Below are 20951 nucleotides of genomic sequence, written 5' to 3' on the forward strand. Positions count from 1 at the left end.
TTCCAGTGATTCGAGTCATTCACGCGAAATTCGGGTGGCGCGGTCGCGCTGGCATATTTGGAAAGAGAAGAAGATCAGGAGATGGGCTCAGGGACCTGGCACGGACAGCCAGGTCAGGACATGGGTGCCCGACAGGCGGTGATGGATGTCGAAGCGCCGCCCGCTGGCCAAGCCGTTGCCGAGATCGGTGGTCAGGGACAGGGACAGTCTGTCGCCTGTCGGCGGCGCGGTCAGTTCGGCGGCGTCGAAGCCGAAATGTCGGCCGACCTGCGGGTAGAGCGCCTTGAACAGCGCCTCTTTGGCGGAGAAGGTCAGCGTGGCGCTGGTGGCGGCGGGGAGCGCGCCTTGCGTGACGATCGCGCGTTCCCGGGTGTTCAGGGTTTCGGCGAGGATCGCGGCCAGGCTGCGGCCCGACGCGATTTCCTCTGTATCGACGCCGTAGCCGTGCCCGGTGTCGCGGGAGAGCAGGCAGGCGCATCGGCCCCTTGCGTGGCTGATGGACCCTGCGAGGCCCCTGGGCCAGAGGGGCGCGCGACCGGGCGCGGTGGTGACAGGGTCCGGCGCATGGCCCAGCAGGCACATGGCGGCCTTTGCCACGGCGCGGCCCGCCAGGTATTCCGCGCGGCGCTTGTCGACCGCCCGGTGCAGTGTCTTCGGGCTGGGGATTTCCAGGTCGTCGAACAGGGCCGGAGTGAACCTTGTGCGATCATATGCTGCGGTGACCAAAATGGCGCCGGGGATCAGGCTGTCTTCGCAGGTGATCCCCGACAGGAATCCCTGTGAGCGGGTCTGCAGATATGCGAGCGGTTGGTCCATGGTCTGTCTGGAATCCCCGCAGGTCCGGGTGGCGTCAAGTCCAAAGGTGCCTTGTGGCGTCTTTCGCGACCGGGCCCGATCGGTGCGGTGACGGGGAGTCGGCAGGAATGTCGGGTCTACGTTGCGTCGTGGCTTGTGATGGCACAGGCACCGTGTCAGCATCCCGTTCCAGGAAACGAGGAATGCCATGCCGACGCAGACGACACATTCAGAGACCGTGCATTTGCCGCAGACGCTTGAGCCGCGCAATCCGGGGATGGCACTGGATCTCGATTGGGTGATGCGGGCCACGGCGAACCGGTCGGCGATCGAGCGACGCGCGGCGGGCCTGCCGGCGCGGCGGTCGGTGAAGAAGGATCATCAGGCGGCGTGGCTGTGCCGGGCGGTGACCTGCATCGATCTCACGACGCTGGCCGGAGACGACACGGTGGGCCGGGTCAACCGCCTGTGTGCCAAGGCGCGGCAGCCGGTACGGGCGGATCTGCTGGCGGCGCTGGGCATGGACGACCTGACTGTGGGCGCGGTCTGCGTTTACCATGACATGGTTGCCCCCGCGGTCGCGGCGCTGGCCGGGTCGGGCATTCCGGTTGCCGCGGTGTCCACGGGCTTTCCCGCGGGGCTGTCGCCGTTTCATCTGCGGGTGGCCGAGATCGAGGAGAGCGTCAAGGCGGGTGCTGCCGAGATCGACATCGTGATCTCGCGGCGGCATGTGCTGACCGGCAATTGGCAGACGCTCTATAACGAAATGCGGGCCTTTCGCGCCGCTTGTGGCGAGGCGCATGTGAAGGCGATCCTTGCCACCGGAGAGCTTGGGACGTTGCAGAACGTGGCGCGAGCCTCGCTGGTCTGCATGATGGCGGGGGCGGATTTCATCAAGACCTCGACCGGCAAGGAAAGCGTGAACGCCACGCTGCCGGTGTCCCTGGTGATGATCCGGGCGATCCGCGACTATTTCGAGGAGACCGGCTATCGTGTCGGCTACAAGCCTGCGGGCGGGATTTCCAAGGCGAAGGATGCCTTGGTGTATCTGGCGCTGATGAAGGAAGAGCTGGGCGACCGGTGGGTGCGGAACGACCTGTTCCGGTTCGGAGCCTCGTCGCTTCTGGGCGATATCGAGCGGCAGTTGGAGCATCATGTCACCGGAGCCTATTCGGCGTCCTGGCGGCATGCGGTTGGCTGAGGCCGTGTTTGCATATTTTTGAAGAGAAGAAGCCATGACCGTGCGAGAGATATTCGAGACGATGGACTATGGGACAGCGCCGGAATCGGCGGGTGATGCTCTGGCGTGGCTGGTCGATCAGGGGGATCGGTTCGGGCATTTCATCGGCGGCGCGATGACGGACCCCGGTGACGTCTTCGAGAGCCGCAATCCGGCGACGGGTGAGGTGCTGGCACATGTCTCGCAAGCCACCCAAGCCGATGTGGACGCGGCCGTTGCCGCAGCGCGCAAGGCGCAGAATGGCTGGGCCAAGCTGGGTGGCGCGGGGCGCGCGCGGTATCTCTATGCGCTGGCGCGGCTGTTGCAAAAGCATGCGCGGCTGTTCGCGGTGCTGGAGACATTGGACAACGGCAAGCCGATCCGCGAAAGCCGGGATATCGATATCCCCCTGGCGCAGCGGCATTTCTACTATCACGCAGGGCAGGCGCAATTGTTCGACAGCGAATATGCCGGGCGTGTCGCGCATGGCGTGTGCGGGCAGGTGGTGCCGTGGAACTTTCCGCTCTTGATGCTGGCGTGGAAGGTGGCACCTGCTTTGGCAGCGGGCAACACGGTGGTGTTGAAGCCTGCGGAATACACCTCGCTGACCGCGCTCTTGTTTGCAGACATCTGCCGTCAGGCGGGGTTGCCCAAAGGTGTGGTGAATATCGTGACCGGTGACGGCGCGGTGGGCGAAATGATCGTCACCCATCCGGACGTGGACAAGGTGGCCTTTACCGGGTCCACCGCCGTGGGGCGGCGTATTCGCGAGGCGACCGCCGGATCAGGCAAGGCGCTGACGCTCGAGCTGGGGGGCAAGTCGCCCTATATCGTGTTCGAGGATGCCGATCTGGATAGCGCTGTCGAAGGATTGGTCGACGCGATCTGGTTCAACCAGGGGCAGGTCTGCTGTGCCGGGTCGCGGCTTTTGGTGCAGGAAGGTGTCGCGGAGCGGTTCCATACCAAGCTGCGCGCACGGATGGACAAGCTGCGGGTCGGGTCGCCGATGGACAAATCGGTGGATGTTGGGGCTATTGTCGATCCGAAACAGTTGGAGACCATCACGCGACTGGTCGACGGCAATACGGCGGGCGAGACCTATCGCGCCAATTGCGAGATGCCGGAGAGCGGGTGTTTCTACCCGCCGACCCTGATCACCGGGCTGAGCAGTGCTGATCCGCTGATGCAGGAAGAGATCTTCGGGCCGGTTCTGGTGGGCACGACCTTCCGCACACCGTCGGAAGCCGTCGAACTGGCGAACAACACGCGCTACGGGCTGGCGGCGACGTTGTGGTCGGAGAATATCAACGTTGCTTTGGACATCGCGCCAAAGCTGGCGTCCGGGGTGGTCTGGATCAACGGGACCAACATGTTCGACGCCGCCGCCCCCTTTGGCGGCGTGCGCGAGAGCGGGTTCGGGCGTGAGGGCGGGCCGGAAGGGATGATGGCCTATACGCGGCCATCGGGCAGCGGCAAGCCTCTTGGCAAGATTGCGGGCTTCGGCAGCGGGCCGGAGACCGAACCGCAAGCGGTGGACCGGACGGCGAAGCTTTATGTCGGGGGCAAGCAGGCGCGGCCTGACGGGGGCTATGCCTATGAGGTCTACACCAAGGCGGGCAAGCTGCTTGGGCAGGCACCCCTGGCGAACCGCAAGGATGTGCGCAATGCGGTCGAGGCGGCGCGCGGGGCCAAGGGATGGTCCGGGACGACAGCGCATCTGAGGGCGCAGATCCTGTATTACCTAGCCGAGAACCTGGCCGCACGGACAGACGAGTTCGCCACGCGGATCAACCAGATGACCGGCGCGCGCAATGGTGTCGCAGAGGTGGATGTGGCGGTGAACCGATTGTTCACCTATGCCGCCTGGACCGACAAGTTCGACGGGCGCGTGGCGCAGGTGCCCTTGCGTGGTGTGGCGCTGGCCATGCGTGAACCGTGCGGGGTGATCGGCGCGTTTTGCCCGGATGATCATCCGTTGCTGGGTCTGGTGTCGCTGATGGCGCCTGCGATCGCGATGGGCAACCGCGTGGTGCTGGTCGCGTCAGAGCCGTTTCCGTTGGCGGCAACGGATTTCTACCAGGTGCTCGACACGTCGGACGTGCCCGGGGGGGTGGTCAATATCCTGACCGGGCGGCACGCAGAACTTGCGCCGACCTTGGCGCGCCATATGGATGTCGAGGCCGTCTGGTCGTTCTCGTCGACGGATCTTTCGGTCGAGATCGAACGCGGCGCGGCGGCCAATCTCAAGCGAACCTGGGTCAACGGCGGTCTGACCCGCAACTGGATGGGAACCGATGGCGAAGGCCGCGCGTTTCTTGAAGCGGCAACCGAAACAAAGACAGTGTGGGTTCCTTATGGCGCATGATCGCCAATTTTCGTCGGGGTCATTGAGAATGTACGGATGCAATGCTATTTTCATGGTACCCAGCGCCGGGGCGGAACGGCGTTCATACTTAGGAGGACGATGTCCTGTCTTTTCAAACGGATGTGGCGCGTGCCACTGACGGGGGTCTGCCCATGACCGGCACACCCGGAACCGGATCAGCCAGCGAAGCGACGCTCGCGGCGATTCTTTCTGAACTCGATGAAAACAAGGCCGACGACATCGTGCAGATCGATCTGCGCGGCAAAACGTCGATCGGCGACTACATGGTTGTCTGCTCTGGACGGTCGACCCGGCAGGTCTCGGCACTGGCCGAGAAGCTGGTGGAAAAGCTGAAATCCGAGCGCGGTATCCTGTCCAAGGTCGAAGGCAAGGAAACCGGTGATTGGGTGCTGATCGACACCGGTGACGTGATCGTGCACATTTTCCGGCCGGAAGTGCGGGAATTCTACCAGTTGGAAAAAATGTGGCTCCCGGCAGGGACCGCGCTGACCAACTAGGATGCGGGTGCATCTTCGCGCGGTCGGGCGGCTTGCGGGCCGGTCTGAAGAACGCGCTTTGGTCGATGACTACCTGGCCCGTTTCGGCCAGACAGGTCGGGGTCTTGGTTGGCGCTTTGGCGGCGAGACCGAGGTCGAGGACAAGAAGAACGGTGGGATGGCAGCCGAGGCGGCTTTGCTGCGGGCGTCCATTCCGGCCGGTTCCCTGATCGTCTGTCTGGACGAGCGTGGCGTTCTGATGTCCTCGCCGGAGTTTTCCAGGAAATTGCAGGCATGGGCCGACCAAGGTGTTCCGGACGTGAGTTTTGTCATTGGCGGGGCGGACGGGATCGATCCGTCCTTGCGGGCCCAAGCGGATGCCCTGCTGTCCTTCGGAAAGATGGTCTGGCCACACAAGCTGGTGCGGGTGATGGTGGCCGAGCAATTGTATCGCGCCGCGTCGATCATCGCGGGGTCACCGTATCATCGGGACTAGGGTTTCGACGTGGCGTCGCCGATCCGGCCGTCCGCGGAAGCTCTGCATCCCCCGACCTCTTCGGAATGTTGCCGGCCCAGGGAAACCGGGTTTGGCTCAGGTGTAGGCGATCGCCAGAAGGACCACGCCAACGACGATGCGATAGATCACGTAAGGTGTGAAGCTCACCGATTTGAGCAGTTTGAACATCAACTTCAGCGCGGCGAGCGCTGCCAGGAACGCGAAGAGTGCGGCGATGGCGGCGTCCTTGACGATGGCCATGTCGGTGACTCGCGCGACCTCGACGCTCAGCAGGGCACCCGAGGCGAGGATTGTCGGGATCGACATGAGCATCGCCAGCCGTGCCGCGCTCTCGCGGTCATAGCCCAGATGTCGTCCGGCGGTGATCGTGATGCCCGAGCGCGAGGTGCCCGGGACCAGCGCGAGCGCCTGCCACAGGCCCATGATGACGGCATCCCTCAGGCTCCAGTTCGTGGCGCGTTTGACGGTCGGACCGGTCTGGTCTGCCCAGTAGAGCACGACGCCGAAAACCAGCATCATCCAGCCGATCACGGCGGTGGAGCGCAGCAGGTCGCTCAGCCCGCTGAGCTTGAGCACGAGACCGAGGGCGACCACCGGGATCGTCGCGACGATCAGGCAAAGCGCCCAGAATGCGCCCTGGGTGTCCACGCGGCCTTTCGCCAACCGGCCAAGGCCGAAGGTCACAAGCTTAACGTCGGACCAGAAATAGAGTATGACGGCCACCAATGTGCCGACATGGACCGCGACATCCAGAACGAGTCCCTGATCGGTCAGGCCAGTCAGATTCGGCAGGAGAATCAGGTGACCGGACGAGGAAATTGGCAGGAATTCCGTAACACCCTGAATTAACGCCAGGATCAGGAGATGTGTCAGGGCCATGGCGTGTCGTCCAGTGGTTCTTGTGCTTGTGGGTATAAAGCCTTGAAAACAATTATGAAGCCTTATTTTAAGTCCGGATCGGACCTAAAATAGCTGCAATGCAGCAAGAGTTTCGCTGACGGGTCGAAAAAATAGTGAAAATAGGTCAGCATAACTGACTTTTCTTTCCCGTTGCTCTTCTATAATCAGACGCGACCACAGGTAAGGAAGGACGTGAGTCATGGCGAAGCAGCCGATGTTGAAGTTCGTGAAGGTTCAGCGCGACATGCCCACAAAGCGCGACGCAGAGCAGCGCCGTGCGGACTTCCACGAGATTTATGCCGAATACGCCGATGCCAAGGCGCAAGAGCAGTCGAGCCGCTGTTCGCAATGCGGCGTGCCCTATTGCCAGTCGCATTGCCCGCTGCACAACAACATCCCCGACTGGTTGCGACTGACGGCCGAAGGCCGCCTGCAAGAGGCCTACGAGGTCAGCCAGGCGACCAATACCTTTCCCGAGATTTGTGGCCGTATCTGCCCGCAGGACCGTCTGTGCGAAGGCAATTGCGTGATCGAGAAATCCGGCCACGGAACCGTCACCATCGGCGCGGTCGAGAAATACATCACCGACACCGCCTGGGATGAAGGCTGGGTCAAGCCGATCACCCCGGCGCAGGAGCGCAAGGAAAGCGTCGGGATCATCGGCGCCGGACCGGGCGGCCTCGCAGCGGCGGACGTGCTGCGCCGTCAAGGTGTGCAGGTGACCGTATACGATCGCTACGACCGCGCGGGCGGCTTGATGACCTACGGCATCCCCGGCTTCAAACTTGAAAAGCCGGTGGTCATGCGTCGCAACGAACAGCTTGAACTGGGTGGCGTGCGCTTCGTGCTCAATTGCAACGTCGGCGACGACATGTCCTTCGAGGACATCCGCGACCAGCATGACGCGGTAATCATCGCCACCGGTGTCTACAAGTCGCGTGATCTGGGTGGGCCGGGATCCGGGGCCGATGGCATCGTCAGGGCGCTGGATTACCTGACCGCGTCGAACCGCAAGAGCTTTGGTGACGCGGTTCCTGAGTTCGAAAGCGGCGAGTTGAATGCCGAAGGCAAGAAAGTCGTGGTGATCGGCGGCGGCGACACCGCGATGGATTGCGTGCGCACGGCGATCCGCCAGGGCGCCGAGAGCGTCAAATGCCTGTATCGCCGCGACCGCGCCAACATGCCGGGCTCGCAGCGCGAGGTGCAGAATGCCGAGGAAGAAGGTGTTCAGTTCGAATGGCTGACCGCGCCCAAGGGTTTTGCCGGAGACCCGGTCACGGGCGTCATGGTGCAGCGGATGCGTCTGGGTCTGCCCGATGCGACCGGGCGCCAGATGCCCGAGATCATCGAAGGCTCGGACTATGTCGAACCCGCCGACCTGGTGATCAAGGCGCTGGGATTCGAGCCAGAGGAACTGCCGACGCTTTGGGGTGTCCCCGAACTGGAAGTGACCCGCTGGGGCACGGTAAAGGCCGAGTTCACCACGGGCGCGACCGCTTTGCCGGGGGTTTACGCTGTTGGCGACATCGTGCGCGGGGCATCGCTGGTCGTCTGGGCCATTCGGGACGGGCGCGACTGTGCCGATGCGGTGATGCACCAGTTGAACGGCGCAACTGCCGTGGCTGCGGAGTAAGGCGCGTGGGTGTCCGGAGCGGACATTGCCTCTGTGGCGCGGTGACGGTCAGGGGGGACGTGTCCGACACGGCGCAGGCCTGCCATTGCCAGCAGTGCCAGCGCTGGACGGGGGGCGGGCCGCTTTTCGCGGTCCGCGTCCACGACCTCGAGTTGACGGGCGAAGACGCGATCCACGCCTACGATCACAGCAACTGGGGCCGGCGCGCCGTCTGCGGCACATGCGGGTCGACGCTTTACTGGAAGTTGCAGACCGGTCCGGTCGCCTTTGTCGCGCTGGGCCTTCTGGACGACCAGAGTGGCATCACGATTGCCGAAGAGATTTTTATTGATTCACGTCCCGACTGGTTCCCGCCCTTTGCAGGCGCGATCCAGCGGACCGAAGCAGAGATGAAAGCGCAGCTTGCTGCGTTTCTGGAAAAGGAGACAGGCCATGACCACGTATGACGCAAATTGGGTTGCCGCCGAGGAAGCCAAGCGCAAATGGTTGGCGGAAAACGGGCTTTACTCTGAAGAAGACGAGCATTCGTCCTGTGGCGTTGGCCTCGTGGTCAACCTTGACGGCAAGCCGTCGCGCAAGGTGGTCGAGGCCGGGATCGATGCGCTCAAGGCGATCTGGCATCGCGGGGCGGTCGATGCCGATGGCAAGACCGGCGATGGAGCGGGCATCCACGTGCAGATCCCGGCGCCGTTCTTCTATGACCAGATCGAACGCACGGGTCACACCCCGCGCATGGACGAACTGATGGCGATCGGGCAGGTGTTCCTGCCGCGGACCGATTTCGGCGCGCAGGAAACCTGCCGGACCATCGTCGAGACAGAAGTGCTGCGCATGGGCTATTACATCTACGGCTGGCGGCACGTGCCGGTCAGCGTGGATTGCCTTGGCGAAAAGGCCAACGCGACTCGCCCCGAGATCGAGCAGATCATCATCTCGAACGCCAAGGGTGTGGACGAAGAGACCTTCGAGCGGGAACTCTACGTGATCCGGCGTCGCATCGAGAAAGCGGCGGCGCGCGCCGGTGTCGCACAGCTTTACATCGCGTCGCTGTCCTGCCGGTCGATCATCTACAAGGGCATGATGCTGGCCGAGCAGGTGGCCGAGTTCTATCCCGACCTGCAGGACGAGCGGTTCGAGAGCGCCTTCGCGATCTATCACCAGCGCTATTCGACCAACACCTTCCCGCAATGGTGGCTGGCCCAGCCGTTCCGCATGCTGGCGCATAACGGCGAGATCAACACGCTCAAGGGCAACGTCAACTGGATGAAGAGCCACGAGATCCGCATGGCGTCGGCGGCCTTCGGGGACATGGCCGAGGACATCAAGCCGATCATCGCCAATGGTGCGTCGGATTCGGCTGCCCTGGACGCGGTGTTCGAGGTGCTGGTGCGCGCGGGGCGCAACGCGCCGATGGCGAAAACCATGCTGATCCCGGAATCCTGGTCCAAGCAGGCGATCGAACTGCCGCAAGCCTGGCGCGACATGTATTCCTACTGCAACTCGGTCATGGAGCCGTGGGACGGCCCGGCCGCGCTTGCGATGACCGACGGGCGCTGGGTCTGCGCCGGACTGGACCGCAACGGCCTGCGCCCGATGCGCTATGTCGTGACCGGCGACGGCATGCTGATCGCCGGCTCCGAGGCGGGCATGGTGCCGGTCGACGAAGGCACGGTGCGCGAAAAGGGCGCGTTGGGTCCGGGGCAGTTGCTGGCCGTGGATATGTCCGAAGGCAAGCTGTATCACGACGTCGAGATCAAGGACCGGCTGGCCGCCAGCCAACCCTTCGGCGAATGGGTCGGCAAGATCAACGAACTGGACGATGAGCTTGCGAAAGTGACGGAAAAACCGCTGTTCGAGGGCGGGGAACTTCGCCGCCGGCAGATCGCGGCGGGCTACACGATCGAAGAGCTTGAGCAGATCCTCGCGCCAATGGCCGAAGACGGGAAAGAGACACTGGCGTCGATGGGCGATGACACGCCGTCTGCGGTGCTGTCCAAGAAGTACCGTCCGCTGTCGCATTACTTCCGCCAGAACTTCAGCCAGGTGACCAACCCGCCGATCGACAGCCTGCGCGAATTCCGCGTGATGAGCCTCAAGACCCGGTTCGGCAACCTCAAGAACGTTCTGGACGAGTCGAGCGCCCAGACCGAGATCCTCGTGCTGGACAGCCCGTTTGTGGGCAATGCGCAGTTCAAGGAACTGGCCAACCACTTCAATGCGGGCCTGTGCGAGATCGACTGTACCTTCCCGGCAACAGGCGAACAGGGCGCGTTGCAGATCGCGCTGGAGCGGGTCCGGTCCGAGGCCGAAGACGCCGTTCGGTCCGGTGCGGGGCATATCACCCTGACCGACGAGTATTGCGGCGAGGGCAAGGTGGCGATGCCGATGATCCTTGCCACCAGCGCGGTGCACAGCCACCTGACGCGCAAGGGGCTGCGGACCTTCTGTTCGCTCAATGTGCGGTCGGCGGAATGTATCGACCCGCATTATTTTGCCGTTCTGATCGGCGCGGGTGCGACGGTGGTCAACGCCTATCTGGCCGAGGATTCGCTGGCGGACCGGATCAACCGGGGCCTGCTGGACCTGAGCCTGACCGAAGCGGTGGCCAAGTACCGCGAGGCGGTGGATCAGGGCTTGCTCAAGATCATGTCGAAGATGGGCATTTCGGTGATCTCGTCCTATCGCGGCGGCCTGAATTTCGAGGCCGTGGGCCTGAGCCGCGCGATGTGTGCGGAATACTTCCCCGGCATGCTGAGCCGCATTTCCGGCATCGGTCTCAACGGGTTGCAGCGCAAGGCCGAGGAAGTGCACGCGCTGGGTTTTCGGGGCGGTCAGGACGTTCTGCCCATCGGCGGTTTCTACAAGGCGCGCAAATCCGGCGAAACGCATGCCTGGGGCGCGCAGACGATGCACCTCATGCAGATGGCCTGCAACAAGGCGTCCTACGAGATCTGGAAGACCTATTCCAAGGCGATGCAGGCGAACCCGCCGATCCATCTGCGCGACCTTCTGGCGATCAAGCCTCTGGGTGAACCGATCCCGCTGGAGCAGGTGGAATCCATCACCTCGATCCGCAAGCGGTTCGTGACACCGGGCATGTCCCTGGGCGCGCTGTCGCCCGAGGCGCACAAGACGCTGAACGTGGCGATGAACCGGATCGGGGCCAAGTCCGACTCGGGGGAAGGTGGCGAAGACCCGGCGCATTTCGTGCCGGAACCGAACGGCGACAACCCCTCTGCCAAGATCAAGCAGGTGGCGTCGGGCCGCTTCGGCGTGACCGCCGAATACCTGAACCAGTGCGAAGAGCTTGAAATCAAGGTCGCACAGGGTGCCAAGCCCGGTGAGGGTGGTCAGCTTCCGGGGATGAAGGTCACCGACCTGATTGCCCGCCTGCGCCATTCGACCAAGGGTGTGACGCTGATCTCGCCGCCGCCGCACCACGACATCTATTCGATCGAAGACTTGGCGCAGCTGATCTACGATCTCAAGCAGATCAACCCGCGTTGCAAGGTGACGGTCAAGCTGGTGGCGTCGTCGGGCGTCGGCACGATTGCGGCCGGTGTGGCCAAGGCCAAGGCGGACGTCATCCTGATTTCCGGCCATAACGGTGGCACCGGCGCGTCGCCTGCGACCTCGATCAAATATGCCGGTCTGCCGTGGGAGATGGGCCTGACCGAGGCGCACCAGGTCCTGTCGATGAACAAGCTGCGGGATCGCGTGACCTTGCGCACCGATGGCGGTTTGCGCACGGGGCGTGACATCGTCATGGCGGCGATGCTGGGTGCCGAGGAATACGGCATCGGCACAGCGGCGCTGATTGCGATGGGCTGCATCATGGTGCGTCAGTGCCAGTCGAACACCTGCCCGGTCGGTGTCTGTACGCAGGACGACGAATTGAGGGCCAAGTTCACCGGCAATGCCGACAAGGTGGTGAACCTGATCACCTTCTACGCGCAGGAAGTGCGGGACGTCCTGGCCTCCATCGGTGCGCGGTCGCTTGACGAGGTGATCGGGCGGGCGGACCTGCTGAGCCAGGTGTCGCGCGGATCGGATCACCTTGACGATCTGGACCTCAACCCGCTTCTCATCCGTGTCGACGGGTCTGACGACATCGTCTATGACCGCACCCGCCCGCGCAATCCGGTGCTTGATACGCTGGACGCGGAAATCGTGCGCGACGCGGCGCGGTTCCTCGAGGATGGCGAGAAGATGCAGCTGTCCTACGCGGTGCAGAACACGCATCGCACCGTGGGCACCCGCACCTCGAGCCATATCGTCCGCAAGTTCGGCATGCGCAACGCGTTGCAGCCGAACCACCTGACCGTGAAGCTCACCGGCTCTGCCGGGCAGTCGCTGGGGGCGTTTGCCGCTCCGGGGCTGAAACTCGAAGTGTCGGGCGATGCCAATGATTACGTCGGCAAGGGCCTGTCGGGAGGCACGATCGTGGTGCGCCCGCCGATGATGTCGCCGCTGGTTGCGGCTGACAATACGATCATCGGCAACACCGTGCTCTACGGGGCGACCGACGGCTACCTATTTGCAGCCGGTCGCGCGGGCGAACGGTTTGCCGTGCGCAACTCGGGGGCCCGGGTCGTGGTCGAAGGCTGCGGATCGAACGGCTGCGAATACATGACCGGCGGCACCGCGGTGATCCTTGGCGATATCGGGGCCAATTTCGGCGCGGGCATGACCGGCGGCATGGCCTATCTGTACGATCCCGAAGGCAAGGCGCAGGCGCTCATGAACATGGAAAGCCTCGTGACCTGCCCGGTGACGGTCGATCATTGGGTGGATCAACTCAAGGGTCTGATCGAGCGACATGTCGATGAAACCATGAGCCGCAAGGCGCAGGACATTCTGCAACACTGGGACATGGAACTGGGTAATTTCGTGCAGGTCTGCCCGAAAGAGATGCTGGACAAGATCAAGCATCCGCTCGGGATCGAGGAACAGGCCGTTCCGGCGGAGTGATCCGGCTTCGGAGTATGGAAAAGCCCGGCCATCGCGCCGGGCTTTCTCATTTCCAGGATACAGGCGCGCCGGAGTGTCCTTTCGGAGTCCGTGTCAGGGAAGGAATGCCACGACGCTCGTTGCGACTTCGGGGCGCGCCGGCCCGTGACGCCTGTCGTCGCGGCGTGTTTCACGGTTTTGCCACGGCTGCGCCCTGTCGGGACCGGAATGTGCCGGTACGGCAAGAGCTCATTTCATCAGCGAGGGATGTTTTCTTGGATGGCAGTTGGGCCTAATGTGCCTGCGATGGCAGGCGAGAAACCCAAATCGACATCGCAGCAAGGACCTCGGCTGGAAAAGCCGAAGGCGAAGCGTGCGCGCAAGGCGAAGGAACCGGGATTCATCGACCGTATCCTCGCGCCCTATCGCTGGCTGGTGAAGTGGAGTTTTCGCACGGCGCTGGTGTTGATCCTGCTGGTGCTGCTGCTGGTCGGCCTGTTCGGGGTCGTGAACCCGCCGGTCACGCACACGATGTGGTCCGAGGGCCGCCGTCTGGGCGCGCCGGTGGACCGAAGCTGGGTCGATGCAGACGCGGTCGCGCCGGTGATGCTGCGCTCGGTGGTGGCGGCGGAGGATGCCAATTTCTGTCTGCATTGGGGCTTTGATGTCGACGCGATCCGCGCCGCAATCGAAGCGGGCGGCGCGCGCGGGGCGTCGACGATTTCGCAGCAGGTGGTGAAGAACGTCTTCTTGTGGCAGGAGCGGTCCTGGCTGCGGAAGGGCATGGAAGCGGTGCTGACCCCCGTCGTCGAGGCGATGTGGTCCAAGCGGCGGATTCTCGAGCTCTATCTGAACGTCGCCGAATTCGACGAAGGTGTGTTCGGCGTGCAGGCGGCGGCGGTGCATTATTTCGGCGTCGATGCGCGGGATCTGAGCGCCTTGCAGGCGGCACGGCTGGCGGCGGTGTTGCCCTCGCCCAAGACGCGGTCGGCATCGCGCCCCGGCAATTCCGTCGAGCGGCGCGCGCGGTCGATCCGCGGCGGTGCGGAGACCATCAACCAGGACGGGCGCGCAGCCTGTTTCCAGGACTGACCGCAACCGGGTGAGACGAAAACCGCGCGTCCCGGAATTATGCGAAGCCGGGCCATTGTATTGCAAGGCGCTTCACGGCAAGTAGGAGGGGACTGACCCACCCTCTTCCGGACCCGCTTCGCATGGCCAAACTCTATCATGTTCCGTTGTCGCCGTTCTGCCGCAAGGTACGACTGAGCCTTGCGGAAAAGAAGATCGAGTGCGAACTGGTGGAAGAGCGGTACTGGGAGAAAGACCCGGATTTCCTGCGCCGAAACCCCGCGGCCAAGGTGCCGGTTCTCAAGATCGACGGGCGCACGATGGCCGAAAGCGCCGCGATCTGCGAATATCTCGAAGAGAAATATCCCGAACCGCCGCTGATGCCGCGGTCGTCGGAAGCGCGCTACGAGGTGCGCCGACTGGTCGGGTGGTTCGACGACAAGTTTCACAACGAGGTGACGTCGAAACTCCTGTACGAGCGGGTGAACAAGAAGGTCACCAAGCAGGGGTTCCCGGACAGCGGCAACGTCAAGTCCGGGGCGAAGGCGATCAAGTACCATCTTGATTACATGGCGTGGCTGCTGGATCATCGGCGCTGGCTGGCCGGCGATACGATGACGCTCGCCGATTTCGCGGCAGCGGCGCATCTGTCGTCGCTCGACTATATCCGGGATGTGGACTGGAACCGCAGCGAGGCGGTCAAGGACTGGTACGCCAAGATCAAGTCGCGTCCGGCTTTCCGGTCCATTCTCGCCGACCAGGTGCCGGGCTTTCCGCAGCCGCCGCATTATGCCGATCTGGATTTCTGAGGCGGCCCGGGTTCTTCGTCCCGACACTCCGGCATTGGGGGGCCAGCCCCCCAAACCCCCCGGCATATTTGGAAAGAGAAGAAGAGGGAGCCCGCGATGGATCTGACGGCCCGGGTGAAGGCGCAGGCCGTGGCGGAGGGGTTTTCGGCCTGTCGCATCTGTCGGCCGCAAGACGTGCCCGAGGTGCCCGCGCGGCTGCAAGCGTTTCTTGATGCCGGATATCACGGCCAGATGGGCTGGCTCGCGGATCGGGCGCACTGGCGCGGCGCGCCGCAGGTGCTCTGGCCCGAAGCGCGGTCTGTGATCATGCTGGCCGAGAACTATGGCCCCGCGCATGATCCGCTGGACGTGCTGGACCGGCCCGAACAGGCTGCGATTTCGGTCTACGCGCAGAACCGCGACTATCATGACGTGGTCAAGAAGCGGCTCAAGCGGCTGGCGCGCTGGGTGATCGCCGAGGCGGGGGGCGAAGTGAAAGTCTTTGTCGATACCGCGCCCGTGCCGGAAAAGCCGCTTGGACAGGCGGCGGGGCTGGGATGGCAGGGCAAGCACACCAACCTTCTGTCGCGCGATCTCGGGTCGTGGTTCTTTCTCGGGTCGGTGTTCACCACGCTGGACCTGACACCGGATGCGCCGGAGGTAGACCATTGCGGGTCGTGCCGCGCCTGTCTGGACGTCTGTCCCACGGATGCTTTTCCCGCGCCGTACCGGCTGGATGCGCGGCGCTGCATTTCCTATCTGACGATCGAGCATCACGGGCCGGTCGATGAAGAGCTGCGCGCGATGATGGGCAACCGGATTTACGGCTGCGACGATTGTCTTGCGGTCTGTCCCTGGAACAAGTTCGCCAAGCGCGCCTCGGAAGTGAAGTACCATGCCCGCGACGATTTGATGGCGCCGGATCTGGCGGAGCTGGCGGGTCTAGACGATGCCGGGTTCCGGGCGCGGTTCTCGGGCTCGCCGATCAAGCGGATCGGGCGCAACCGGTTCGTGCGCAACGTGCTTTATGCGATCGGCAATTCCGGATCGGCGCGGTTGCGACCTGTGGCGCAGGAATTGGTGGACGATCCGGACGCAACCGTCGCGGATGCCGCCCGCTGGGCCGTGATGCGACTTGCCGATGTCGCAAACACGCGGGCCGCGTCCGGCGACTAGGCTAGGTCCATCCCAGGAGGCGGGTAGATGGCAATTCTCTTGGGTGTGGACACGGGCGGGACCTATACCGACGCGGTGCTGATGCGCGACGAGGAGGTGGTGATCGCCAAGGCCAAGGCGCTGACCACGCGGCAGGATCTCGCGCTGGGCGTGGCTGCGGCGGTGCGGGCGGTGTTGCAGCGTTCGGGCGTCGATCCGGCCGAGATCGCGCTGGCGTCGCTGTCGACCACGCTGGCCACCAATGCGCTGGTCGAGGGGCAGGGCGCGCGGGTTGCGCTGGTCTATATCGGGTTTTCCGAAAAGGATTTGGCCGCACAGGGATTGGCCGAGGCGCTGGGCGGGGATCCGGTGCTGGTCATCGCTGGCGGGCACAGCCATGGCGGTGCGGAAATTGCCGCTCTGGATAGAGCGGCCATCGTCGAATGGGCTGTTGCGCAGGACGTGTCCGCCTTTGCCGTCGCGGCGCAGTTCGGCACGCGCAATCCGGCGCATGAACTGGCGGCGCGGGACGCGATCCGGGCAGCCACCGGCAGACCCGTCACCTGTTCACACGAACTGTCCGCCCGGCTGGGCGGACCGAAACGGGCGCTGACGGCGTTGCTGAACGCGCGCCTGGTGGGGCTGACGCACCGGCTGATCGGCCGGGCCGAAGGCGCGCTGCGTGACCTTGGCATCGATGCGCCGTTGATGGTGGTGCGCGGTGACGGGGCGTTGATGTCGGCGCACCAGGCGCAGGAACGGCCCATCGAGACGATCCTGAGCGGGCCTGCCGCGTCGATCGTGGGCGCGCGCTGGCTGACGCGGGCGGAGCATGCGCTGGTGGCGGATATCGGCGGGACAACGACCGATATCGCCCTGTTGCGCGACGGGCGGCCGGTGATCGACCCCGATGGCGCACGGGTGGGTCCGCACCGCACCATGGTCGAAGCCGTTGCGATGCGCACCCATGGGTTGGGTGGCGACAGCGAGGTGCATGTGTCCGACCAGGGGCTCGAGGCTGGCGTGACGCTGGGCCCGAAACGGGTTCTGCCGATTTCCCTGGTGGCGCAGGATGCGCCGGAGGTGGTGCATCGCGCGTTGGATGCGCAACTGGGCCGGTCGGTGCCGGGCGATCATGATGCCCGCTTCGTGCGCCGGGTGCTCGGGCAGGACGATGTCGGTCTTCCGGAACGGGCGAAGGCCGTATTGGGCCGTGTGACCGAAGCGGTGCAGCCTTTGGCCGATGTGCTGGCGACCCGGCTGGACGGGCAGGCGCTTCGGGTTCTGGTGGCGCGTGGGCTGGTACAGGTGGCGGGGCCGACGCCGACCGATGCGCTGCATGTGCTGGGGCGGTTCGATCATTGGGATGCTTCTGCGTCGGAAAAGGCGATGCTGCTTCTGGCGCGCAGGCGCGGCGGATCTGGGGATCGTCATGCCGAGAACGCCGGGGCCATGGCGCAGCGGATCGTCGATGCGCTGACGCAGGCGACCGGGACGGCGTTGCTCGAAGCAGCCTTTGCCGAAGACGGGTTGGAGGACGCCCCGGCGCTGGCGCGGCATCCGCTCTTGCATCGCGGGTTGCGGGGCGCGCCGGGGCTTGTGCGCATGACGGCGGGACTGTCCGTGCCGGTTGTCGGTCTGGGCGCGTCGGCGCGCGACACCTATCCGGCCGTCGGGGACTGGATCAATGCGGTGACGCTGCTGCCCGAAGACGGCGACGTGGCCAACGCCATCGGGGCGGTGACCGGGCGGATCCGTATGGTGCGTGAAGGCATGGTGACGCACCCGTCGGAGGGGCGGTTCCGGGCGCATCTTCCGGACGCTCCGCAGGATTTCGCGGATGCGGACAGTGCGATGGAGGCGGTCGAGCAGGCGTTACGCGCCCTGGCGGGAGCAGAGGCCGAAGCAGCGGGCGCCGCATCCGTGCATCTGACCGCGCTGCGCGACATCACACGGGTCGAGATCGAGGCGCGCGAGATGTTCGTCGAGGCGCGGATCACGGTCGAGGCGACGGGCCGGCCGCGCATCGCGGCTCACGACGTGGCGAACGCGCTGTAACAGGGGTTGGACTTTGGCCGATCCGCGCCATCTATAGAGACAAGATCACGGACAGGAGGCGATCCATGCCGAAATATGAAAAGAACCCGGACGTCATCGCGACGCTCACGCCAGAGCAGTTCCATGTCACGCAGGAAAGCGGGACCGAACGGCCGGGGACCGGAGACTACCTGGACAACAAGGACCCGGGGATTTACGTCGATATTGTCAGCGGCGAGCCGCTTTTTGCAAGCGCCGACAAGTACGAGTCGGGCTGTGGCTGGCCCAGCTTCACCAAGCCGATCGAACCGGCGCATATCAACGAATTGCGCGACATGAGCCTTGGCATGGTGCGCACCGAGGTGCGGTCGACCCATGGCGACAGCCATCTGGGCCACGTGTTCCCGGACGGCCCGCGCGACCGGGGCGGTCTGCGCTATTGCATCAATTCCGCCAGCCTGCGGTTCATCCATCGCGACGACATGGAGGCCGAAGGCTATGGCGCTTATCTGGATCAAGTGGAGGATGTGGCATGAGCGAACGTGCAGTTCTGGCCGGGGGATGTTTCTGGGGCATGCAGGACCTGATCCGCAAGCTGCCGGGCGTTGAATCGACCCGTGTGGGCTATACCGGCGGGGATGTTCCGAACGCGACCTATCGCAACCACGGGACACATGCGGAAGGGATCGAGGTCATCTTCGATCCGTCGGTGATCTCGTATCGCAAGCTGCTCGAGGTGTTCTTTCAGATACACGATCCCACCACGCTGAACCGGCAGGGAAACGACCGCGGGATGAGCTATCGCTCGGCGATCTATTATGTCGACGAGGACCAGAAAGCGGTGGCCGAGGACACGATTGCCGACGTGAACGCGTCCGGCATCTGGCCCGGCAAGGTGGTGACCGAGGTGGAACCCGTGGGCGACTTCTGGGAAGCGGAACCCGAGCATCAGGATTACCTTGAACGGTTCCCGAACGGCTATACCTGCCATTTCCCGCGCCCGGATTGGGTTCTGCCCAAGCGTGACGCGGCGGAGTAGGGCAGACACGGTCAGAGGCGATGGCGAATGACAAGGGTCGGATCGGTTGGTCTGGCCCTTTTTGCGTCTGCGTCGTCGTCAGGCCTTCGACCCGCCGATCCGGGGTTCGGTGCCGTTCTTCAACCGTCCGAGATTGGCCCGGTGCCGCCACGCGATGAGACCGGCCAGAAACAGGGTCAGAAGAAAGATCTGCCCCTGTCCGACAAGCAGGCAAACCAGCGGAGACCAGGCTGCCGCCACAAGGGCGGAAAGGCTTGAAATGCGGCTGATCAGAGCCGTGGCCAGCCAGACCGCGCAGGCCAGAAGCCCCACGGGCCAGGCCAGCGCAAGCATCAGTCCGAGGAAAGTGGCGACGCCTTTGCCGCCCTTGAACCCAAGCCAGACCGGGAAGCAGTGACCAAGAAACGCCGCCAGGGCCGCAACCTGCGTGGCGTCTTCGCCCGCCATGGCACGCGCCAGCAGAACTGCCAGGGCTCCTTTCGCACCGTCGAGAACAAGGGTGGCCGCCGCGGCGCCCTTGTTCCCGGTGCGCAGCACGTTGGTTGCGCCGATATTTCCCGATCCGATCTCGCGCAGGTTGCCGAGGCCCATTGCCTTAGTGAGCAACAGGCCGAACGGGATGGACCCCAGCAGATAGCCGACGATGGCCCAGAGGCCGAGAAGGGCGATGCTGGTCTCGAATGCTGGCATCAGGTGCTCCGGTAGACCGAGGTTCCGCTGACGAAGGTTTCCAGAACCTTACCCTGCAAGCGGGCCCCGTCAAAGGGCGTGTTCTTGGATTTCGACAGCAATTCGAACCGGTCCAGCACGATGGGTTTGTCGGGATCGAACAGCACCAGGTCGGCAGGCGCGCCCCTGGACAGCCGCCCGCAGTCAAGACCAAGCCGTTTCGCCGGGTTCAGCGACAGCGCCCGGAACAGCGTCGGCAGGTCAAGATCGCCGGAATGGCAGAGCCGCATGAGCACCGGCAGCATGGTTTCCAGCCCCACGGCGCCGCTCGCGGCTTCTTCAAAAGGCAGGCGTTTGCTTTCCTCGTCCTGCGGCGTGTGGAACGATCCGATGACGTCGATCAGCCCCGACTTGACCGCCTCGACCACCGCCTGCCGGTCATCCTCGGACCGCAGCGGCGGCTTGACCTTGAAGAAGGTACGGTAGTCGGCCACGTCATATTCGTTGAGCGTCAGGTGGTGCATCGACACGCCCGCGGTCACGTCGAAGCCGTTGCGCTTGGCGCGTTCCAGCGCGGGCAGTGCGCGGGTCGTGGTGATCTGGTCGGCGTGGTAGCGCACGCCGGTCATTTCTATGAGCGCGATGTCGCGGTCGAGCCCCATGCGCTCGGCCATCGGCGTGACAGAGGGCAAGCCGCGCAGCGATGCGAACTTGCCCGACGTGGTGGCGGCCCCTGCCGAAAGGTTGGGTTCCTGCGGATGGCCGACGATCAACGCGCCAAGCGCGCGGGCATAGGTCATCGCGCGGCTCAGAACCTTGGTGTCGCGCACGACGCGGTCGCAATCGGTGAAGGCGACGGCGCCGGCATCCATCAGGAACCCGATCTCGGTCATCTCGCGCCCGTCGCGCCCCTTGGTGAGCGCCGCCATCGGCAGGACATGCACGGGGGCCGCCTCGTTGGCACGGCGGCGCACGAATTCGAGCGTTTCGGGTGTGTCGATGGCGGGGTTCGTGTCGGGACGGGTGACGATCGTGGTCACGCCACCGGCCGCTGCCGCCTGACCGGCCGAGCCATAGCTTTCCTTGTGCCGTTCGCCGGGTTCACAGATCTTGACCCCGATATCGACGATGCCGGGGGCAAGGCATTTGCCCATCGCGTCGCGGCGGTTGTCCTGCGGTACGGTGTCGGCCCCGATCTCGGGCTTCGGCGTGTCAAAGACCTCGGCGATCAGGCCGTCGCGGATCAGGATCGCGCCGGGGCTGAGAGTGCCTGCTTCGGGGTCGATGAGCCGCGCGTTGGTGATGAGCAGGGTCAT

The 20951-nt window shown here is 64.4% G+C and carries 17 protein-coding genes; 13 read left to right on the top strand and 4 right to left on the bottom strand.

Annotated elements, in window-relative coordinates; translation table 11 throughout:
* Positions 1 to 87: 87 nt before the first annotated feature.
* Positions 88 to 816, bottom strand: coding sequence for a 4'-phosphopantetheinyl transferase superfamily protein (locus LCF60_RS00235; RefSeq protein WP_292288994.1), 729 nt, complete (start codon positions 814 to 816; stop codon positions 88 to 90).
* Positions 817 to 1003: 187 nt separating this feature from the next.
* Between LCF60_RS00235 and deoC the strand changes: the two genes are divergently transcribed.
* From deoC to rlmH, 4 genes are all read left to right on the top strand, one after another.
* Entirely contained in the window at positions 1004 to 1996 is a 993-nt protein-coding gene (gene deoC, locus LCF60_RS00240; protein WP_292288995.1) for a deoxyribose-phosphate aldolase, read from the top strand.
* Between the two features lie 34 nt (positions 1997 to 2030).
* Complete coding sequence (locus tag LCF60_RS00245) at positions 2031 to 4379, top strand: aldehyde dehydrogenase family protein (protein ID WP_292288996.1); 2349 nt, start codon at positions 2031 to 2033, stop codon at positions 4377 to 4379.
* Positions 4380 to 4531: 152 nt separating this feature from the next.
* Positions 4532 to 4897, top strand: coding sequence for a ribosome silencing factor (rsfS, locus tag LCF60_RS00250; protein ID WP_292288997.1), 366 nt, complete (start codon positions 4532 to 4534; stop codon positions 4895 to 4897).
* Position 4898: 1 nt separating this feature from the next.
* Positions 4899 to 5372, top strand: coding sequence for a 23S rRNA (pseudouridine(1915)-N(3))-methyltransferase RlmH (rlmH, locus tag LCF60_RS00255; protein WP_292288998.1), 474 nt, complete (start codon positions 4899 to 4901; stop codon positions 5370 to 5372).
* A 96-nt stretch (positions 5373 to 5468) separates the two neighbouring features.
* On the opposite strand, the gene LCF60_RS00260 is transcribed toward rlmH, so the two are convergent.
* A complete protein-coding gene (locus LCF60_RS00260; protein ID WP_292288999.1) occupies positions 5469 to 6272 on the bottom strand; it encodes an undecaprenyl-diphosphate phosphatase in 804 nt (267 codons plus the stop codon).
* 220 nt (positions 6273 to 6492) lie between these two features.
* Here LCF60_RS00260 and LCF60_RS00265 point away from each other — a divergent pair, with 220 nt between their 5' ends.
* The 9 genes from LCF60_RS00265 (at position 6493) to msrA (ending at position 18966) form a co-directional block, all read left to right on the top strand.
* Positions 6493 to 7926 carry an NAD(P)-dependent oxidoreductase gene (locus LCF60_RS00265; RefSeq protein WP_292289000.1) on the top strand — a complete coding sequence of 478 codons (1434 nt, stop codon included), beginning with the start codon at positions 6493 to 6495 and terminating at the stop codon, positions 7924 to 7926.
* A 5-nt stretch (positions 7927 to 7931) separates the two neighbouring features.
* On the top strand, positions 7932 to 8372 hold the full coding sequence (locus LCF60_RS00270) for a GFA family protein (protein WP_292289001.1): 441 nt from the start codon (positions 7932 to 7934) through the stop codon (positions 8370 to 8372).
* Positions 8359 to 12897: a glutamate synthase large subunit gene (gltB, locus tag LCF60_RS00275; RefSeq protein WP_292289002.1), complete on the top strand. Its 4539-nt coding sequence runs from the start codon at positions 8359 to 8361 to the stop codon at positions 12895 to 12897. The genes LCF60_RS00270 and gltB overlap by 14 nt, the downstream gene beginning before the upstream one ends.
* 258 nt (positions 12898 to 13155) lie before the next feature.
* Positions 13156 to 13968 carry a monofunctional biosynthetic peptidoglycan transglycosylase gene (mtgA, locus tag LCF60_RS00280; RefSeq protein ID WP_292289003.1) on the top strand — a complete coding sequence of 271 codons (813 nt, stop codon included), beginning with the start codon at positions 13156 to 13158 and terminating at the stop codon, positions 13966 to 13968.
* Positions 13969 to 14090: 122 nt separating this feature from the next.
* A complete protein-coding gene (locus LCF60_RS00285) occupies positions 14091 to 14756 on the top strand; it encodes a glutathione S-transferase family protein (protein WP_292289004.1) in 666 nt (221 codons plus the stop codon).
* A 96-nt stretch (positions 14757 to 14852) separates the two neighbouring features.
* Positions 14853 to 15911 carry a tRNA epoxyqueuosine(34) reductase QueG gene (queG, locus tag LCF60_RS00290; RefSeq protein WP_292289005.1) on the top strand — a complete coding sequence of 353 codons (1059 nt, stop codon included), beginning with the start codon at positions 14853 to 14855 and terminating at the stop codon, positions 15909 to 15911.
* Between the two features lie 27 nt (positions 15912 to 15938).
* The gene (locus tag LCF60_RS00295) at positions 15939 to 17948 is read left to right on the top strand and encodes a hydantoinase/oxoprolinase family protein (RefSeq protein ID WP_292289006.1); all 2010 of its coding nucleotides are present in this window, start codon (positions 15939 to 15941) and stop codon (positions 17946 to 17948) included.
* 65 nt (positions 17949 to 18013) lie between these two features.
* Complete coding sequence (msrB, locus tag LCF60_RS00300; protein ID WP_292289007.1) at positions 18014 to 18463, top strand: peptide-methionine (R)-S-oxide reductase MsrB; 450 nt, start codon at positions 18014 to 18016, stop codon at positions 18461 to 18463.
* A complete protein-coding gene (gene msrA / locus LCF60_RS00305; protein ID WP_292289008.1) occupies positions 18460 to 18966 on the top strand; it encodes a peptide-methionine (S)-S-oxide reductase MsrA in 507 nt (168 codons plus the stop codon). The genes msrB and msrA overlap by 4 nt, the downstream gene beginning before the upstream one ends.
* A 78-nt stretch (positions 18967 to 19044) precedes the next feature.
* Here the strand turns inward: msrA and plsY are convergent, their stop codons facing one another.
* Both plsY and pyrC read right to left on the bottom strand, forming a co-directional pair.
* Positions 19045 to 19656, bottom strand: coding sequence for a glycerol-3-phosphate 1-O-acyltransferase PlsY (gene plsY / locus LCF60_RS00310; protein WP_292289009.1), 612 nt, complete (start codon positions 19654 to 19656; stop codon positions 19045 to 19047).
* Entirely contained in the window at positions 19656 to 20951 is a 1296-nt protein-coding gene (gene pyrC / locus LCF60_RS00315) for a dihydroorotase (RefSeq protein ID WP_292289010.1), read from the bottom strand. The genes plsY and pyrC overlap by 1 nt, the downstream gene beginning before the upstream one ends.

Origin of the sequence: Marivita sp. (genome assembly GCF_020055635.1) — a bacterium.
Classification (GTDB): Bacteria; Pseudomonadota; Alphaproteobacteria; order Rhodobacterales; family Rhodobacteraceae; genus Marivita.

Excerpts from the sequence above, each read along its gene's own strand:
- LCF60_RS00235 (WP_292288994.1), bottom strand. The coding sequence starts at position 816 with ATGGACCAACCGCTCGCATATCTGCAGACCCGCTCACAGGGATTCCTG.
- deoC (WP_292288995.1), top strand. The coding sequence starts at position 1,004 with ATGCCGACGCAGACGACACATTCAGAGACCGTGCATTTGCCGCAGACG.
- LCF60_RS00245 (WP_292288996.1), top strand. The coding sequence starts at position 2,031 with ATGACCGTGCGAGAGATATTCGAGACGATGGACTATGGGACAGCGCCG.
- rsfS (WP_292288997.1), top strand. The coding sequence starts at position 4,532 with ATGACCGGCACACCCGGAACCGGATCAGCCAGCGAAGCGACGCTCGCG.
- rlmH (WP_292288998.1), top strand. The coding sequence starts at position 4,899 with ATGCGGGTGCATCTTCGCGCGGTCGGGCGGCTTGCGGGCCGGTCTGAA.
- LCF60_RS00260 (WP_292288999.1), bottom strand. The coding sequence starts at position 6,272 with ATGGCCCTGACACATCTCCTGATCCTGGCGTTAATTCAGGGTGTTACG.
- LCF60_RS00265 (WP_292289000.1), top strand. The coding sequence starts at position 6,493 with ATGGCGAAGCAGCCGATGTTGAAGTTCGTGAAGGTTCAGCGCGACATG.
- gltB (WP_292289002.1), top strand. The coding sequence starts at position 8,359 with ATGACCACGTATGACGCAAATTGGGTTGCCGCCGAGGAAGCCAAGCGC.
- mtgA (WP_292289003.1), top strand. The coding sequence starts at position 13,156 with ATGGCAGTTGGGCCTAATGTGCCTGCGATGGCAGGCGAGAAACCCAAA.
- LCF60_RS00285 (WP_292289004.1), top strand. The coding sequence starts at position 14,091 with ATGGCCAAACTCTATCATGTTCCGTTGTCGCCGTTCTGCCGCAAGGTA.
- queG (WP_292289005.1), top strand. The coding sequence starts at position 14,853 with ATGGATCTGACGGCCCGGGTGAAGGCGCAGGCCGTGGCGGAGGGGTTT.
- LCF60_RS00295 (WP_292289006.1), top strand. The coding sequence starts at position 15,939 with ATGGCAATTCTCTTGGGTGTGGACACGGGCGGGACCTATACCGACGCG.
- msrB (WP_292289007.1), top strand. The coding sequence starts at position 18,014 with ATGCCGAAATATGAAAAGAACCCGGACGTCATCGCGACGCTCACGCCA.
- msrA (WP_292289008.1), top strand. The coding sequence starts at position 18,460 with ATGAGCGAACGTGCAGTTCTGGCCGGGGGATGTTTCTGGGGCATGCAG.
- plsY (WP_292289009.1), bottom strand. The coding sequence starts at position 19,656 with ATGCCAGCATTCGAGACCAGCATCGCCCTTCTCGGCCTCTGGGCCATC.
- pyrC (WP_292289010.1), bottom strand. The coding sequence starts at position 20,951 with ATGACCCTGCTCATCACCAACGCGCGGCTCATCGACCCCGAAGCAGGC.